15 protein-coding genes are annotated in these 16,960 nt (G+C 69.6%); 7 read left to right on the top strand and 8 right to left on the bottom strand.

Features of this window, described 5'->3' with window-relative positions; translation table 11 throughout:
• Nucleotides 1–114: 114 nt before the first annotated feature.
• The gene (gene purN / locus JO391_RS04135; protein ID WP_220662929.1) at nucleotides 115–720 is read right to left on the bottom strand and encodes a phosphoribosylglycinamide formyltransferase; all 606 of its coding nucleotides are present in this window, start codon (nucleotides 718–720) and stop codon (nucleotides 115–117) included.
• Nucleotides 717–1,775: a phosphoribosylformylglycinamidine cyclo-ligase gene (purM, locus tag JO391_RS04130; RefSeq protein ID WP_220662928.1), complete on the bottom strand. Its 1,059-nt coding sequence runs from the start codon at nucleotides 1,773–1,775 to the stop codon at nucleotides 717–719. Before purM ends, purN begins: the two co-directional genes overlap by 4 nt.
• Nucleotides 1,776–2,084: 309 nt before the next feature.
• Here purM and JO391_RS04125 point away from each other — a divergent pair, with 309 nt between their 5' ends.
• From JO391_RS04125 to JO391_RS04115, 3 genes are all read left to right on the top strand, one after another.
• Nucleotides 2,085–2,573 (top strand): SAM-dependent methyltransferase, encoded by a 489-nt coding sequence (locus tag JO391_RS04125; protein ID WP_220662927.1) that lies wholly within the window; start codon nucleotides 2,085–2,087, stop codon nucleotides 2,571–2,573.
• Between the two features lie 152 nt (nucleotides 2,574–2,725).
• Complete coding sequence (locus JO391_RS04120; protein WP_220662926.1) at nucleotides 2,726–5,518, top strand: calcium-binding protein; 2,793 nt, start codon at nucleotides 2,726–2,728, stop codon at nucleotides 5,516–5,518.
• A gap of 126 nt (nucleotides 5,519–5,644) precedes the next feature.
• The gene (locus JO391_RS04115; protein WP_220662925.1) at nucleotides 5,645–6,070 is read left to right on the top strand and encodes a globin domain-containing protein; all 426 of its coding nucleotides are present in this window, start codon (nucleotides 5,645–5,647) and stop codon (nucleotides 6,068–6,070) included.
• Between the two features lie 2 nt (nucleotides 6,071–6,072).
• On the opposite strand, the gene JO391_RS04110 is transcribed toward JO391_RS04115, so the two are convergent.
• Complete coding sequence (locus JO391_RS04110) at nucleotides 6,073–6,726, bottom strand: response regulator transcription factor (protein ID WP_220662924.1); 654 nt, start codon at nucleotides 6,724–6,726, stop codon at nucleotides 6,073–6,075.
• 126 nt (nucleotides 6,727–6,852) lie between these two features.
• Here JO391_RS04110 and JO391_RS04105 point away from each other — a divergent pair, with 126 nt between their 5' ends.
• The 3 genes from JO391_RS04105 to JO391_RS04095 are packed head-to-tail and all read left to right on the top strand — an operon-like array spanning nucleotide 6,853 to nucleotide 11,156.
• The gene (locus JO391_RS04105) at nucleotides 6,853–7,581 is read left to right on the top strand and encodes a response regulator transcription factor (RefSeq protein WP_220662923.1); all 729 of its coding nucleotides are present in this window, start codon (nucleotides 6,853–6,855) and stop codon (nucleotides 7,579–7,581) included.
• The gene (locus JO391_RS04100) at nucleotides 7,578–10,676 is read left to right on the top strand and encodes a PAS domain S-box protein (RefSeq protein ID WP_220662922.1); all 3,099 of its coding nucleotides are present in this window, start codon (nucleotides 7,578–7,580) and stop codon (nucleotides 10,674–10,676) included. The genes JO391_RS04105 and JO391_RS04100 overlap by 4 nt, the downstream gene beginning before the upstream one ends.
• Nucleotides 10,677–10,691: 15 nt before the next feature.
• Complete coding sequence (locus JO391_RS04095; protein WP_220662921.1) at nucleotides 10,692–11,156, top strand: heme-binding protein; 465 nt, start codon at nucleotides 10,692–10,694, stop codon at nucleotides 11,154–11,156.
• Here the strand turns inward: JO391_RS04095 and JO391_RS04090 are convergent.
• Entirely contained in the window at nucleotides 11,153–12,169 is a 1,017-nt protein-coding gene (locus tag JO391_RS04090) for an AraC family transcriptional regulator (RefSeq protein ID WP_220662920.1), read from the bottom strand. The two genes, JO391_RS04095 and JO391_RS04090, sit on opposite strands and share 4 nt — an antisense overlap.
• A 475-nt stretch (nucleotides 12,170–12,644) precedes the next feature.
• Here JO391_RS04090 and JO391_RS04085 point away from each other — a divergent pair, with 475 nt between their 5' ends.
• The gene (locus JO391_RS04085) at nucleotides 12,645–12,863 is read left to right on the top strand and encodes a hypothetical protein (protein ID WP_375155683.1); all 219 of its coding nucleotides are present in this window, start codon (nucleotides 12,645–12,647) and stop codon (nucleotides 12,861–12,863) included.
• On the opposite strand, the gene JO391_RS04080 is transcribed toward JO391_RS04085, so the two are convergent.
• The 4 genes from JO391_RS04080 to kdsA all read right to left on the bottom strand — a co-directional run bounded on the left by JO391_RS04080 (nucleotide 12,850) and on the right by kdsA (nucleotide 16,945).
• Nucleotides 12,850–14,604, bottom strand: a complete 1,755-nt coding sequence (locus tag JO391_RS04080; RefSeq protein ID WP_220662919.1) for an enoyl-CoA hydratase-related protein — start codon at nucleotides 14,602–14,604, stop codon at nucleotides 12,850–12,852. The two genes, JO391_RS04085 and JO391_RS04080, sit on opposite strands and share 14 nt — an antisense overlap.
• Nucleotides 14,605–14,676: 72 nt before the next feature.
• The gene (locus tag JO391_RS04075) at nucleotides 14,677–15,459 is read right to left on the bottom strand and encodes an SseB family protein (RefSeq protein WP_220662918.1); all 783 of its coding nucleotides are present in this window, start codon (nucleotides 15,457–15,459) and stop codon (nucleotides 14,677–14,679) included.
• A 53-nt stretch (nucleotides 15,460–15,512) separates the two neighbouring features.
• Nucleotides 15,513–16,115 (bottom strand): uracil-DNA glycosylase family protein, encoded by a 603-nt coding sequence (locus JO391_RS04070; protein WP_220662917.1) that lies wholly within the window; start codon nucleotides 16,113–16,115, stop codon nucleotides 15,513–15,515.
• Nucleotides 16,115–16,945, bottom strand: coding sequence for a 3-deoxy-8-phosphooctulonate synthase (gene kdsA / locus JO391_RS04065; RefSeq protein WP_220662916.1), 831 nt, complete (start codon nucleotides 16,943–16,945; stop codon nucleotides 16,115–16,117). The genes JO391_RS04070 and kdsA overlap by 1 nt, the downstream gene beginning before the upstream one ends.
• Nucleotides 16,946–16,960: the final 15 nt, after the last annotated feature.

The following is a 16,960-nucleotide window of genomic DNA, read 5'->3' as shown; positions in this document are numbered from 1 at the left end:
GTACCTTTGCGTTTCAATGGGTTACAGGCGCGGATTAACCGGGCGGTAACTTCTGAGGGGGAGCGGGCCAAATTCCTTCGAAGGAATTTGCAATTTTCTTCGAAGAGAATTGCTTCAGGCGGCGGGCAGCAGCACCGGGGTCCGGTCGCCTTCGGCAAAGCGGCGCAGCACGGCAGGGTAGAGCCGGTGCTCCATCCCCAGCACCCGGGCAGACAGCGTGTCGGCGGTGTCGCCCGGCAGAACGGGCACGCGGGCCTGGCCGAGGATGGGGCCGGCGTCGAGATCGGCGGTGACTTCGTGGACGGTGCAGCCGGCCTCGGCATCGCCTGCGTCCAGTGCGCGCTGGTGGGTGTGCAAGCCGGGGTATTTCGGCAGGAGCGAGGGGTGGATGTTCAGCATCCGGCCCGCGAAGCGCGCGACGAAACCGGGGGTCAGCACGCGCATGAAGCCCGCGAGGCAGACCACATCCGGCTGCGCCGCAAGGAGAGGGGCGAGCAGCGCCGTCTCGAACATGGCGCGGTCCTTGCCGAAGGGGCGATGGTCCACCGATGCCACCGGCACCCCCAAGGCGCGGGCGCGGTCGAGCCCGGCGGCGGCGGGGTCGTTCGACAGCACCAGCACGGGCTTCGCCGGATGGTCGGCGCTCATGCTTTCCACCAGCTTCACCATGTTGGAGCCGCCGCCCGAGATCAGGATGGCGACGCGGACCTTTTCGGTCACAGCAGGCGGCCCTTGTAGATGACCCCCTGCCCTTCGACCACGTGGCCCAAGGCCACCACCGTCTCGCCCGCGTCGCGCAGGACCCGCGCCACGGATTCGGCGCTGTCGGGGGCGACGGCCAGGATCATGCCGATGCCGCAGTTGAAGGTCTTCAGAAGCTCGGGTTCCGACATGTTGGCCGTGGTGGCGAGCCAGCGGAACACCGGCGGCAGTGTCCAGGCGCCCAGGTCGATTTCGCAGGCCAGCCCTTCGGGCAGGATGCGGGGCGGGTTTTCCGTCAACCCGCCGCCGGTGATATGGGCAAGCCCATGCACCCCGCCGGCGCGGATCGCGGCCAGCGCCTGCTTCACATAAAGCCGGGTCGGCGCGAGCAGGGCCGCGCCCAGCGTGCCCTCGCTGAACGGCGAAGCGTCGGCCCAGGCCAGGCCCGAAAGCTCCACCACCTTGCGCACGAAGGAATAGCCGTTGGAATGGACACCGTTCGAGGCGAGGCCCAGAAGCACGTCGCCCGCCGCCACATCGCGCGGCAGGTCCGCCCCGCGCTCCATCGCGCCCACGGCAAAGCCGGCCAGGTCGAAATCACCCTTGTGGTACATGCCCGGCATTTCCGCCGTCTCGCCGCCGATGAGCGCACAGCCCGATGCCTCGCAGCCCGCGGCGATGCCTTCGATGATGCGGGTGGCCTGGTCCACGTCCAGCTTGCCGGTGGCGAAATAGTCCAGGAACAAGAGCGGCTCGGCGCCCTGGCAGACGAGGTCGTTCACGCACATGGCCACGAGGTCGATGCCGATGGTGTCCACGTTGCCGGTGTCGATGGCGATGCGCAGCTTGGTGCCCACGCCGTCGGTGGCGGCCACCAGGATCGGATCGTTGTAGCCCGCGGCCTTGAGGTCGAAGAGCGCGCCGAAGCCGCCAAGGCCGCCCATGGTGCCCGCGCGGTTGGTGCGCTTGGCTGCCGGCTTGATGCGATCCACCAGCGCGTTGCCGGCGTCGATGTCCACCCCGGCATCGGCATAGGTCAGCCCGTTGTGCCCCGTTGTCTTGCCCGTGCTCATCTGCCGCTCCGCCAACCGATCCGCCTGCGATTCCGGCTTTCCCCTAGACCATCCGCCCCCACTTCGCAACGCAGGCGCCATCTTCGCGGCGCGGGCCGACGGGTGACAGGTTCTGCCATGGCCGGGCGCGATACGGGAACTGCGGTCGCCGGATCCATGCCCCCGAGTCGTGTGTGGTGTCCTTCTTGGGCAGTCTTGGCTTGGTCAGTGATGGCTTGGTCAGTGCGGGGGTCCGGTGGCCGCACCCCGCGCCGCATCGACAAGTCGCGCCCCGCGCGCCAGACTGGCGCCAGTGGCAGGGAGGCGGCGATGGACGGGAACGATACGGAAATCCGGCCGGGGGAAGCGACGGTGGCGTTGCCCGAGGGCGCGGATGCCGCGCTGTGGTTCATTGGCCGCATCCGCACCCCCTGGACCGACCGGAGCGATTGCCCGAAGCGCGGCGATACGGAGGCCGGGCCCGAGTGCAGGATCGAACTGGACCCGCGCTGGCAGGCGGCGCTGGCGGGGCTGGAGCCGGGGGCGCGGTTGCAGGTGCTGTACTGGATGCACCGGGCGCGGCGTGATCTGGTGGTGCAGACGCCGGGGCGCAGGACCGAGGGCACAGGCACATTCTCGATCCGCTCGCCCAACCGGCCCAATCCCATCGCCTCGTCCCTGGTGCGGCTTTTGCGGATCGAGGGGACGGTGCTTGTGGTGCGGGGGCTCGATTGCCTGGACGGCACGCCGCTTGTGGACCTGAAGCCTGATGCCTGTCGCCATGATGGCGGCGGAGCGATTGCGGACGGGCGCGACTGAAACGATCGTTACGTTCGTTTCTGTTCGCTTCGTTTCGTAACAGCGCTGAAACAGATGTTACAGTGCGGCGGCGCTGTAATGAAACATTCAGGGCGCATTCCCTTCTCCATCGAAACCACCGGGCCTGACCCGGACCGATTGGAGAAGAGATTATGGCACAGACGCAGATTATCCTTCAGGGCAGCGTGACGGACTGGACCGCGCCCGATGGCGACGATTACTGGGTGGTCGGCACGACCGCCGACAACAGCATCACCACCGGCAGCGGCGACGACCTTCTGGATGGCGGCGACGGAAATGACAGCCTGACCTCGGGCGACGGCACCGACGTAGTCTACGGCGGCAACGGCAACGACACCATCTATGCCGGCGACGGCGGCGCGCTGTCGGATACCGGCGACGCCACGGTCTATGGCGGCGCCGGCCGCGACTACATCATCTTCGAGGGCGATTCCGCGCTGGTCTATGCCGGCACGGACAACGACGTGATCTCGCTGCGCGGCACGAACGTCACCGCCTATGGCGAGGACGGCAACGACTCGTTCCAGGTGACAGCCAACGGCACGGTCTATGGCGGCGCCGGCAATGACAGCTTCGACCTGATCGAAGAGAACTTCGACCTGGACGTGACGGTCTATGGCGGCAGCGGCAACGACACGATGAACGCCGATGTCGACAACTCGTGGTTCCCGGATTCCTACTTCTACCTGCGCGGTGGCGCCGACAACGACCTGTACACCGGCGTCGGCAGCAAGACCCCGATGCATGTCGACATCGTAGAGAATGCCGATGAAGGCATCGACACGGTCGAGGTGCTTCTGGGCAACGACTACGCGCTGGGCGCCAACCTGGAGAACATCACCGTATCTTCCGAAGTGATCGACGGCTGGTTCTACGACACCCCCTCCAGTGGCAGCCACCTTGCCGGCAACAGCCTGAACAACGTGATCTCGGCCTCGTGGCGGGCCGACACGGTCTGGGGCAATGCGGGCCATGACACGATCTATGGCAACGGCGGCAACGACTCGCTTTATGGCGGCGATGGCAACGACGTGATGGATGGCGGGTCGGGCAATGACCTCGTTTATGGCGAAGCGGGCAACGACTCGCTGACCGGCAGCTCGGGCGACACGCTGAAGGGCGGCACGGGCGACGACACTTATACCGTGGGCGCCGGCTCCACCGTGACCGAGTACTACGAAGAGGGCATCGACACGATCCGCACCATGTCGTCCTGGACCCTGGGGGCAAGCCTCGAAAACCTGGTACTGCTGAACGATGGCGCTGCCACCAACGGCACCGGCAACAGCCTGGCCAATCTGATCACCGGCTCGGCCGCGGCCAACACCCTGTCGGGGCTGGACGGGCGCGACACGATCTGGGGCATGGGTGGCAACGACAGCATCCTGGGCGGCAACGACATCGACGTGCTGAACGGCGGCGATGGCAACGATACCGTGATGGGCGATGCCGGCGACGACTGGCTGTCGGGCGGGAACGGCAACGACTCGGTCCGCGGCGGCACGGGCATTGACATCATCAGCGGCAATGACGGCAACGACTATCTGAACGGCGAAGGCGATGGCGACGGCCTGAACGGCGGCAACGGCCTGGATACGCTGGTGGGCATGGACGGCAACGACCAGCTGTATGGCGGCAATGACAACGACCAGCTCTACGGTGGGGCGGGAGTGGACAGCCTGCGCGGCGATGCGGGCAACGACTATCTGGATGGCGGCACCGAGGCCGACAACCTGCAGGGCGGCGCGGGCGACGACATCTACATCGTCGATCACGGGCTGGACGTGGTGGTGGAAGGCGCGGGCGGCGGCACGGACGAGGTGCGTACCTGGACGACCACCTACACCCTGGGCAGCGATGTCGAGAACCTGATGAAGCTGGGCAGTTCGGGGTTCATCGCGAACGGCAACAGCCTGGCCAATGTCATCACCGGCAACATGGGCAACGACACGGTCTATGGTGGCTGGGGTGGCGACACGGTCTATGGCGGGTCGGGCAATGACGCGATCTACGCCGGGTTCGACAACGACTTCGTGCAGGGCGGCGCCGGGGCGGACACCATGTTCGGCGGCACGGCGGTGGATACGCTGAGCTATGCCGACAGCACGGGGGCGGTTTACATCAACCTTGCCACCAACCTGGCCGCCGGCGGCTACGCCACGGGCGACGTGATCGCCGATTTCGAGAATGTCACCGGATCGGCGCATGGCGACCAGCTGTTCGGCAGCGCGGCGGACAACGTCCTGAACGGCGGCGGCGGGCATGACTGGCTGATCGGCGGGGCGGGGGCGGACCGGATGGACGGCTCGTCGGGCTTTGACGGCGTGTCCTATGTCGACTCGGCCGCCGGCATCACCCTGGCGCTGGACAGCCTGTGGGATGGCGTCCTGTTCCGCTACTTCGGCTTGGGTGTGGGCGGCGATGCCCAGGGTGACAGCGTCTATGGGGTGGAGCGCGTTCAGGGCTCGATGTTCGACGACGTTATCACCGGGGCCTTCGAATCCTCGGACCTGATCGGCATGGATGGCAACGACAAGCTGTTCGGCCGCAACGGCGACGACACGATCCGCGGCGGCGTAGGCAATGACAGCGTGTACGGCAGCTTCGGCAACGACGTGATCGAGGGCAACGACGGCGCCGACCGGCTGACGGGCAACGAAGGCAACGACAAGCTGACGGGCGGTGCAGGCGCGGACGTCTTCCTGTTCGCCACCGGCACCCGTGCCGGCGAGATGGATACGATCACCGACTTCGAGGATGGCCTGGACCGCGTCCGTTTTGCTGCCGCCGACAAGGACCATGTCACGGCGGTGGACGTGGCCGGCGGCACCGAGCTGCACCTGGCCCTGACGGATGGCGACTTCATCGTCTTCATCCAGAACGCCACCGGCGCGCAGGTGATGGATCAGCTGGTCTTTGCCTGACCTTCCCAGACGATGGACGGGGCCCGCAGGCGCGGGCCCCCTTCCCCGCCTTCCGCGCCCCGGCGCGGCCTTCCCTTTAACGGCGGCGGCGCAGCATCCCCCGCCCATCCCCAGAGGATCCCCGACATGACCCCCGAGACCATCGCCCTGATCCGCCGCCAGTTCGCCGCGACCCGCGGCATGGAGGCGGCCTTCGCCGCGGCCTTCTATGCCAGGCTGTTCGAGATCGACCCTGGCCTGCGCCCGCTGTTCCCCCACGACCTGTCGGACCAGGGCGCCAAGCTGATGAAGACGCTGTCTTTCGCCGTGGCCGCGCTGGACCGGCCCGAGGCGCTGCAACCGGCGGTCTTTGCCCTGGGCCAGCGCCACGCCGCCTATGGCGTGACAGCCGAGATGGCCGCGCCGGTGGGGGCAGCCCTTCTGGACACGCTGGCCGTGGCCCTGGGCGAAGGCTTCACGCCCGAGGCCCGCGACGCCTGGACGTCGGCCTATACCGCGCTGGTGGGCATGATGGCCGAAGGGCTGGCCAGCGCCGCCATCGCGGCGGAATAAGGTCAGTCCTGCCAGGGCGGCTCGTAGCGGTAGCCCTGGCCGCGCACGGTGACCAGCCGGTCGGTCCGAAGCTTCTTGCGCAGACGGGCCACGCGGCTGTCGATCGCCCGGTCCAGCGCCTCGGCGCTTTCGGCCGGGGCCAGGGCGATCAGGTCGTCGCGCGAAAGAACCCGGTGCGGATGGGCGATGAAGGCGCGGATCAGCGCCACTTCGCCCGGCGACAGGGGCTCGGTCTGGCCGGCGTCCAGCAGCACCCGCGCCGCGCCAAGGTCGGCACTGGTGGTCTCGAAGGGCACCAGAAGGCTGGACCTTCCCCGCCGCCGAGACAGCACCGCCCGCGCCCGCGCCGCAAGTTCGCGCGGGTCCACAGGTTTCAGAACGTAATCGTCTGCCCCCATTTCCAGCCCGATGATGCGGTCCAGCGCATCGGCATTGCCGGTCAGGATGATGACCCCGGCGCCCTGCAACAGGTCGGTTTCGCCCAGAAGGTCGAACCCGCCCTGCCCCGGCAGGTTCAGGTCCAGGATCACCAGATCCGCCGGCCCGGCCCGCAGATGCGCCTGAAGCTCGATCCCGTCGCGGGCGATTTCTGCCTGTGCCCCGAGATCGACGAAATATTCGGCAAGCGCCGAGGCCAGGTCGGGCTCGTCATCCACGAAGATGATCCTTGCCCCTCTTGGCACCCTGCCCTGCCCCTGCCCGGCCGACCGGGCGCTTGACGCACCTGAACGGCCCATGTGTATAACCGCCCGAAGGGCACTGTCGACAAGAAGGAACGGGCTGTGCCCTACACCATCGCCATCGCCGACGACGAAGAGCACCTTGCCGAAGCCGTTGCCGAATATCTGGCCGGTCACGGCTATGACGTGCTGACCGCCCCGAACGCCGCAGCCTTCCGTGCGCTGGTGGCCGAACGGCAGATCGACGTGGCGATTCTCGACATTGCCATGCCGGGCGAGGACGGGTTGTCGCTGGCGCGCTGGCTGCGCCGGCAGGGGCGCGCGGGGATCATCTTCGCTTCGGCCTCGGGCTCGCCCATGGACCGCATTGTCGGGCTGGAAATCGGCGGCGACGACTACCTCTCCAAGCCCTATGACCTGCGCGAACTTCTGGCGCGGGTGCGCAGCCTGATCCGCCGGCTGGATGCTGCGGCGCCCGCCACGGCCGCCCCGGCCCCGGCTGCGCCGCCGGCGCGACTGGTGCGGTTCGGGCTGTTCACACTGGACCCGGCCTCGCGCCGGCTGACCCACCGTGACGAGGGGCCGGTGGATCTGACCGCGGCCGAGTTCGACCTGCTGGAGGCCCTGGCCTCGCGCCCGAACCGCATCCTGTCGCGCGGGCTGATCGCCGAGCTTCTGGGCGACGAAAGCGCGGGCGCCGAGGGCGACCGGCGCATCGACGTGCGCATCACGCGGCTGCGCCGCAAGATCGAGCCCGATCCCGACAGCCCCCGCTTCATCCGCACGGTGCGCGGCGAGGGCTATGTCCTGTCCACAGAGGAAAGCGCATGAGCGAAGCCGACCCCGCCGCAGGCCTGCGCCGGCGCGGCACGCTTCTGGGCCTGGCGGCTCTGGTGCCCCTGCTGGCGCTGGTGGCGATGCTGGCCTGGCGCGAATACGGCGTGGCGCGCGACGATATCCTGCAAGACCTGCGCGACGCCGAACAGGTGCGCCGCGCCGGGCTGGAGCAACTGGCCATCGGGGTGGACACGCATATTGCCGTGATGCGCAGCTTTGCCGAACAGCGCCTGGCGGAGGATGTGCGACTGCCGCCCTGGGACGGCACGGTGGACTGGCCGCCCGATGGCAGCGCAGACCCGGGCGCGTCGCGTGGCCTGATCCTGGCCGACCCCGCCTCGCTGACCGAGGCAGACCGGCGCGAGATCACCGCCGTCTCGTCGATCTTCGCGCTGGCGCGGGCGACCCATGCGACGCGGCCCTATCTGCGATGGAGCTATTTCTTCGCCGAAAGCCGCCACTTCGTTGCGATTTACCCTTGGGCGACATTCGACCAGATGCTGGACCCGGCGAACCCGGCGGGATCGCTGGCCAGCTATTTTACCTATGATCTATACACCCAGGGCGAACCCGCCGCGAACCCGGATCGGACCGCCTATTGGACGCCGGTCTATGTGGATGCCGGGGGCGCGGGGCTGATGGTCACCCATGCCGCCCCGGTCTGGACCGGCGACCGTTTTCGTGGCGTGGTGGGGACCGATGTTCTGCTGGCCTTCGTGGGGGATTATCTTGCCAGCTTTCCCGCCGCACCTGGCCAGGTCGTGGTGGTGGACCAGGCCGGCAACCTGATTGCCACGTCAGAAGGCTCTGCGGTGTCTGACGCGGGGCCGGTGCCGGCGGCCAAGGTGCTGGGCGATCTTGACATCTCGGACACAGGGGGCGCCTTCGTTTCTCGCGGGGCGATGCTGGTGTCTTCGGCCCCCATCGCCGGCACGCCCTTCCATCTGGTGATGACCCTGCCCGAAGCGCGCGTGCGCGACCAGGCGGCGGGGCGGCTGCAGCCCTTCGCGCTGGTGGTGCTGGGCATCGTCGCGCTGTTCGCCGCCGTCGCCGCCATCTTCAACCGCCAGTTCGTCACCCCCGCCATCGCCCTGTCGCGGTTGGCCACGCGGCCGGCCGACCTGCCCGCCGACCTGCCCGCCCCGTTCCGGCCTCTGGCCAACGGGATCGTCGCCGCAGCCGAGGCCCGCGCCGCCCAGACCGCGCATCTGCGCGCCATGGTCGATGGTGTGCCGCTGCGCGTTGTCTATCTGGACGCCGGGCTGATCTATCGCGATGCCAACCGCGAATTCCTGGAGTTCATCGGCCGCAGCCGCGACGAGGTGATCGGCGCCCATGTGCGCGACGTGCTGGGGCCCGAGGTCGAGGCGCAGTACCAGAGCATCGCGCCGATGATCCGCAGGGGACAGATCGGGCGCTTCGAGGGCTGGATCGCCTACAAGGACCAGGGGCGGCGCTTCCTGCAGGTGTCGATCCTGCCCTTCCGCGCCCCGGGCGAGGCCGAGCCCGGATACCTGACCTTCACCCGCGATCTGACCGACCTGAAGGAGGCCGAACAGGAGGCAGAGGCCAATCTGGCCGCCCTGGCCGAACGCGAGGACCGCTACCGGTCGGTTGTGGTTTCGGCGCTGGACGGCATCATCGTGATGAACGACGCGGGCGTGACGACCGAGTTCAATCCGGCGGCCGAGGCGATGTTCGGCTATCCCGCCTCGGAGGCGATCGGGCAGAAGGTCGGAGACCTGATCGTGCCGACCGAGGCGCGCCATGCCCACAACCATGGCATGGACCGCTACCTCGTTTCCGGCGTGCCGCATGTGATCGGCAAGCGCATCGAGGTGGAAGCCATGCGCCGCGACGGGTCGCGCCTGCCGGTGGAGCTGACGGTGACCGAGATGCAGTCCGAAGGTCGGCGCATCTTCGTTTCGCACCTGCGCGACCTGACCGAGCCCAAGCGGCTGGAGCGCGAGATGCAGGAGGGCCGCGAACGTCTGCACCAGGTTGAAAAGCTCTCGGCCATGGGTTCGCTTCTGGCGGGTGTGGCGCACGAGCTGAACAACCCGCTGGCCATTGCGGTGGCGCAATCCACGCTGCTGGTGGACAAGGCGCCCGACGATGCCACCCGCCAGCGCGCCGAACGCATCCGCGCGGCGGCGGAACGCTGCGGGCGCATCGTCAAGAGCTTCCTCGCCATGGCCCGCCAGAAGCCGCCGCAGCGCGAACGGCTGGACCTGCCCGATGTGATCCATGCCGCGCTGGATGTGGTGGGCTATTCGCTGCGGTCGGCCGGGGTCGAGGTGGAAACCCGTCTGCCCGCAGGCCTGCCCGCCGTCAGCGCCGACCGCGACCTGTTGGGGCAGGTGTTCTCGAACATTCTTGTCAACGCACAGCAGGCGCTGACCAGCCGCCCGATGCCGCGTCTTCTACGCATCACCGCCCGCGCCGAGGGGGCCGAAGTGCTGGTGCGGATCGAAGACAACGGCCCCGGCGTGTCGGACGCCGTGCGCCATCGCATCTTCGACCCCTATTTCACCACCAAGGCGGTCGAGGTCGGCACCGGCATCGGCCTGTCGATCTCGCGCAATGTGATCGAAACGCATGGCGGCACCATCGGTCTTGGAACGGGCGATCTGCCCGGCGCCTGCTTCGACATCCGCCTACCCGCTCTGCCGCCCGAACCGGCGGCAGAGGCGGCCGGAGCCCAGGCACCCGCCCTGGGGCAGGCGCGGCGCATCCTGATTGTGGACGACGAGCCCGATGTCGCCGCCTCGCTGGCCGAGATGCTGGAGGGGCGCGGCCATGCCGTCACAACCGTCGCCACTTCGGCCACGGCGCTGGATCTGTTGCGCTCCATGCCTTTCGACGCCTTGTTTACCGATCTGCGGATGCCCGGCATGGACGGCGCCGAACTGGCGCTGCGCGCCACCGAGCTTCGCCCCGGCCTTCTGGGCCACGTGGTGCTGATGACCGGCGACACCGTGGCCGGCCCCGCCCGCACCGCGGAACTTGGCCTTTCCGATATCGTGGTGCTGGAAAAGCCCTTCCTGCCCGATGACGTGACCACCGCCCTTGCTGCCGTGCTGGGCTGACCCAGAAGGACCGACATGACCTCGCCCACCAGCGCCGAACTTGCCACCGAAGCCGCCGCACTGACCCTGCCCCGTTTTGCCGAGGCCGAGGCGCTGGCGCTTGGCCGCATCCTGACCGACTTCGGGTTGAAGGACCGGCTGCCCATCGTCATCGACATCCGTACGGCGGACAGAACGTTGTTCCACGCGGCCCTGCCCGGCGCCGCGCCGCTGAACGACCTTTGGGCGCGGCGGAAGTCCACCACGGCGCTGATCTTTCAGGAACCCTCGTTCCTGGTGGGCACGCGCAACCGCGAAAAGGGCGAGACGCTGACCAAGCACGGGCTGGCCGAGGCCGATTGCGCCGATCATGGCGGCGCCGTGCCGGTGCGAGTGAAGGGCGTGGGCGTGGTGGCGGTCGCCACCGTTTCGGGCCTGCCCCAAGCCGAGGATCACGCGCTGGTGGTGCGCGCGCTGCGCGCTCTGGCAGATACGCTCTAGGCGGGCACGGCCGCGCGGCGCCATTCGCTTGGGCTTTTCCCGGTCCAGCGCCGGAAGGCGTGGGCAAGGCTGGATGGTTCGGCATAGCCCAGAAGAAAGGCCACCTGCGTCACCTCCATGCCGCCGGCCAGATGCGCCTGCGCCAGATCGCAGCGCAGATCGTCCAGCAACCGGGCAAAGCTCGTCCCCTCGCTCGCTAGCCGGCGCGACAGGCTGCGCGGGCTCATGCCCAGTTCGGCCGCTACCACCTCTTGCCGGGCGCCGCCCTGCGACAGCCCGTCCAGCAGAAGGCGCGTTACCCGTTCGGCCAGGCTCTCGCGGCGCGGCGCCAGCCGGGCCAGCACCTCTTGCGCATGGGTCTGCAAGATCGGCAGCAGCCGCAAGTCCGCCGTCAGCAGAGGAAGGTGCATATCCTCGGGCGCAAGGGAAAGCCGCACCCAAGCGCCCTCCTGCACCACCGGGCAGCCCAGAAGTCGCGCCACCTCTTCGGTCTCGGCCCCCGCGGCATGAGGAAGCGTCACCCCGCGCAGCGCCAGCCGCCGCCCGGTTGCCCGGCGCAGGAAGGCAAGGATGTTGCCTGCGGAAAACTCCTGCATCTGCCGCCGCGGCCGACCCGGATCGCCGCGGAAGGCCCAGGCCATCTCGCCTTCGGACAGGCGAGAGATGTCGATCTCGACCGCGTCGGAGAACACACGGTGGAACCGCGCCAGCCCCTTCAGCGCGCCGCGCAGATCGGGCGCAGACAGGCCGACATAGCCGATCAGCCCGGCGTCGCGCGCATCCCGCGTCAGCCCGAAGCGCAGGCCCAGGCAGGCGTCGCCGGTTGCCTCGGCGGCCGCCTCGAAGAAGGCCGCCATCCGGTTGAAGGGCACGCGTGCGCTGTCGCCTGCCATCGCCGCGCGGCCCAGGCCCGCCCGCGACATGAGGGGCGCCGCCGCCACGCCGCGCCGTGCCAGTTCTTCGGCCAGTTGCCTGGCCCAGACGGCGCCATGGAGGGGCGACAGATCTTCCATGAGAGAACTCCCGGTTTGGCAGGGATTCTGGCAAGTCTGGCCGTGCCTCACAAGCCAGTGCAAGCCGCGCGCGCCATATCCGTGTCGCGGGGCCGAAGCGCGGAGCCGCCGGCGGGGGACCGCATGGACCGGCCGGGTGCGCCCGGGATCGGGCCTGCGCGCCGGCGGCACGTGCTGGGGGACTTCGGCCCGCGCTTCCCCGGGTCCGGCGCAGCGGCCCGGGGAGGCGCTGCGCCCACACTGCGGCTTTGCCTGGCGGGCCGGCTGAAGGGCGGTTCTTCATCAAACGATTGGGGCAGCAAACTGCCGCGGCGGCGCGTTCGCCCTGCACTAGGTCTCAAAGAGGACCCGCGCGAGGCAACGGTCCTTGTGAGACGGCGGCGGCGGCGCCTGGCCCGGCGAGTGCTTCCGCCCTTGCCTTCGGCCCCGCCGGTTGGCTAGGGACGGGCCAACGGAACGGGCGCGGGGGCGGCGGATGCTGGATGCGGTGATCTGGGGGGGGGCGGCGCTGACCCTTCTGGGAGTGGCGGGGCTTCTGGCCTGCGTATGGATGGCCTGGCGCGCCAAGACCTCGGGCCTGACGGACGAGGCGATCCGCCAGAAGCTTCAGCGGGTGGTGGTGCTGAACCTGGGCGCACTGGCGGTGTCTGCGCTTGGGCTGATGGCCGTGGTCCTGGGCGTCATGCTGTCGTGAGATCGGCAAAGCGGCGGCCTTCGGAGACCAGCCTGTCAATCAGCGCGGCGGGCGACCAGACCTGCGGCGAGAGTGCCGACCAGTTCTGCAGATCGGCCTGAAGACGGTCCAGTCCGCGGCGGTCGGCGCGCAGCATGGGGCCGCCGAGCCAGCGCGGATAGAGACGCGCCGCGACGGCCAGGGCGTCGACGACATCGGGAGACCGCGCCGCGCCGGATTGCACGAGCCGCGCCCCGGCATTGGCGAGGGCGGCTTCGCAGCGGGTGAGGATCTCGTGATCCTGCGGCGAGGTCTTGTGGCTGCGCGGCACGGCTCGGCCGCCGATCAGGCCGCGCGCGGCCAGCGTCGCCGCGACGGCCGCGCGCGGATGACCTTCGGATTCGAGTTGCGCGATGGCGGCCGCCAGTGCTGCGCGCAGGCGAAGCGCCACCGGACCGCCCTGCCCTGTTTCCACCGGAACAAGGCCAAGCCGCGCGACCAGCGCGCCGGCCGCGGCACGGTGCCGCTGCTGGCTGGCGGTTACGGTCATCTCGCACAGCGCGCCAGGAGCGATGGAGCCTTCGCCGGGCAGCGGAAACCCGAGCGAGATGAGTTGGCCGCCGGATGCGCCCCCGGCATCCACGGCGGCGACCGAAAGGCGCAGGGCGCGGGGCACCCATTCCTCGGCACCGGGGCAGAGGAGGACAGCATCCTCGGTCACCGGGTCGAGCCAGGGGGTCAGGCGCGCCCAGTCGGAATCGCGCATCTCTGGCGTCAGGGAGCCGCGCGCCACTTCGGCCTCTTGCGCCTGAGCGATGGCGGAAAGCTCGGCTTCCAGCACGGCGGCATCGGCAGCGCAAAGTGCAACGCGAAGGCCGGAGGACAGGGCGCGACGGACGAGCGCGCGGGACTGCCCTCCCGTGCCCCAGATCGCCACGCCGTGCGGGGCGGCATGGCCAAGGCCCGGCGCATCGCGGCGGAGGACGCCGTCGATCCGGGCGGCATGGGCAAGGCCCGCGGCTTCGTCGGTTTCATCGAGATCGCCGCGTGCGGCGGCTTCGAAGGCCAGCCCCTGATCGGGCGGAAGAAGGAGCGCGGCTTCGACGCAATCCACGATGCGAGCGGGAGCGGGGAGCGGTTCGCTGGAAAGGGCCGTGCGGGCGGCGGTCACAGCGGCCTGGAAGGCGACGGGGTCACGCAGGCCAGGCGCAGCGGACCGGGACGCCTGGTGCTGCGCCAGGTCGGCGGCGCGGGCGATGGCGGCGTCGGCCAGATCGCCCTCGATGACGCGGTCCACCAGGCCGATCGCGATGGCTTCGCCTGCGTTCACCGGCTGGCCGGTGAGCAGGAGCCGCAATGCCGCGGCGGCGCCCACGCGGCGCGGCAAGGCCTGGGTGGTGCCGAAGATAGGGACAAGGCCCTGCCGCACCTCGGGCGTGACGATGGCGGTGGAGGGGACGCAGAGGATCTCGTCGCAGGCGAGCGCGAGGGCAAGGACGGGGCCCGCGACATTGCCCGAAAGGCCGGCGACCGTGGCCTTGCCGCATTGGGCCAGCGCCTCGACCACGGGGGCGGCGGCGGTTTCGTCGCCCTCGCCCGACAGGAAAAGCGCGATGGCCTTCACCTCGGGATCGGCCGCCGCCTGATGCAGAGCGCGCGCCAGCGGGGCGGCGGGCGCGACTGCGGACAGGATTGCGCGCACGGGGCCGACATCGGCCTCGATCACCGAGTCGTCCGGCACAACCCGCTCGGCCATGGTCATGTCAGGTATTCTCTCCCCGTTTCTGGGCATTAAGCGGAAGGCCGGGGCGCTTGGCAATGGTGGATGGGGTCTTCACACCAGCCTTGGCGGGCGGGACGGGTCCATGCCGGGGCCTTTTGGCGCGGGATCGGGCGTTGGCTTTGGCGGCGGGGCTGTAGCGAAGGTCACGGCGACGGCGGCCATGGCGGCGCGCAGCGGATCGTCAGGGGCCAGGAAGGCGGCGTCCAGCGCCTCTCCCTCGGGCGCGCAGAAGGCGGCCGCCTCGGCCACGGCGCGGGCAAGAGCGGCTTCGACCTCGGGCGGGGCGGCAGGCAGGACGACGAGATGGGCCGTGCGGCCGGAGGCATAGCGGGCGCGGACCACGAGCGTTCCGCCAATGGCGGCTCCGGCGGGCGCGAGGCGGTTGCCCAGTTCGGAGAGCGCAGCTTCGGACAGCGTGGGGGGCAGGAACGCCTGGGGCCGTTCGGCGGCGGCTTCGGGGGCCACCGCGAGGCGGTTCACCAGCCAGCCCAGCGCATCGGGCGGCAGGATCAGCGAGGGCGCCTCGGCACCGAGGTTGAGGCCAAGGCCCACCCCCTGCCCCACAAGGCCCTGAGCGATGATGCGGCCGGGCAGCGCGGCATAGGCAGCTTCGGCGCCAGCCATCTCGGCCAGCCTTTCCTCGCCCTCGTAGGCGAGCGCGACGGGGCCATCCTCCAGCGGGAAGATGCGGGGGATGACAGCGCCCGCTTCGGCCTCTCGCTCCAGCAGGAGGACCAGCTCGGTGTCGGCGAGGCGGGCGTAGAAGCGCAGGCGCAGCGCCTCGTCGGCGGGGTCGGCCTGCATGGCGGCAAGGGCGCGGTCGAGCTCGGTCATGGCGGTCCCCTAGCGGGCGCGGGTCTTTCGCGCAAGGGTGGGATGACTGGGGGTCAGGAGAGCGCTGCGGCGACCTCGACGCGGAGTGTGGGGAGCACCTCTTCGGCGAACCAGGGGTTGCGCTTTAGCCAGCCGGTGTTGCGCCACGACGGGTGCGGCAGGGGGAAGATGCGGCGTTCGGCAAGGTGGCGGCGCCAGTCGCGCACCTGCGCCTCGACCGGGCCAGGACCGAGGTGCCAGCGGAGCGCGGCGCCGCCGATGGCCAGGGTAAGGCAGATGGCGGGGAGCGTGGCGAGAACCTCTGCGCGCCAGGTGCGGGCGCAGAGGGGCGGCGGCGGCAGGTCGGCGCCCTTGGCATCGTAGCCGGGGAAGCAGAAGGCCATGGGGACGATGGCGATGCGGTCCCGGTCGTAGAAGGTGGCGCGGTCGATCCCCAGCCAGTCGCGCAGGCGGTCGCCGCTGGCATCGTCGAACGGGCGGCCCGAGGCGTGGACGCGGGCGCCGGGGGCCTGGCCGGCGATGAGAAGGCGCGCGGAAGGGCGGAACCAGGCCACCGGGCGGGGATCATGCGAGGTGGCCGTGGCGGCGAAGCGTGGGGCGCAGAGACGGCAGGCGCGGATGTTTTCGGCCAGCGCCTCGGCTGTCAGGTCCGGCATCAGATGTGCAGCGGATCGGCCTTGGCGAGGCGGTCGAAGGCCATCAGGCTTTCGATCAGCCGGGGCATGTCGGCCAGGTGGATCATGTTCGGCCCGTCCGAGGGGGCGCGGTCGGGGTCTTCGTGGGTTTCGAGGAAGACCCCGGCGATGCCGATCGCCACGGCGGCGCGGGCGAGGACGGGCGCAAATTCGCGCTGGCCGCCCGAACTGTCACCCAGGCCGCCGGGGAAGGCGACGGCGTGGGTCGCGTCCATCACCACGGGATAGCCGGTGCGGGCCATGATCGGCAGGCTGCGCATGTCGGCGACCAGACCGTTGTAGCCAAAGGTGGTACCGCGTTCCGTAAGAAGGATACGCTCGTTCCCGGTGGAGGCGATCTTCTGGGCAACATTGGCCATGCCATAGGGATCGAGGAACTGGCCCTTCTTGACGTTCACCACGGCCCCGGTGCGGCCGGCGGCGAGCAGAAGGTCGGTCTGGCGGCAGAGAAGTGCAGGGATTTGCAGCACGTCCACCACGGAGGCGACCTCGGCCGCCTGGTCCGGTTCGTGGAAATCGGTCAACACGGGCATGCCCATGGCCTTGACCGCCTGCAGCACCTGCAGGCCCTTTTCCATGCCGAGGCCACGCTTGCCCTTGAGGCTGGTACGGTTGGCCTTGTCGTAGCTGGCCTTGAACACGTATTGCGCCCCTGCCATGGCGCAGGCTTCGGCCAGGGTGCCGGCGATCATCTGGGCATGGTCCAGGCTTTCCAGTTGGCAAGGCCCGGCGATCACCAGAAGCGGCAGGTCGTTTCCGGCGGTCAGGCCGCCGATTGAGACATGGGTCATTTTCATTCCGCGGCT

Source organism: Neotabrizicola shimadae (genome assembly GCF_019623905.1).
Classification (GTDB): Bacteria; Pseudomonadota; Alphaproteobacteria; order Rhodobacterales; family Rhodobacteraceae; genus Neotabrizicola; species Neotabrizicola shimadae.
Note: the sequence above shows the minus strand (reverse complement) of the source record. Positions and strands in the feature narration are given on the sequence as shown.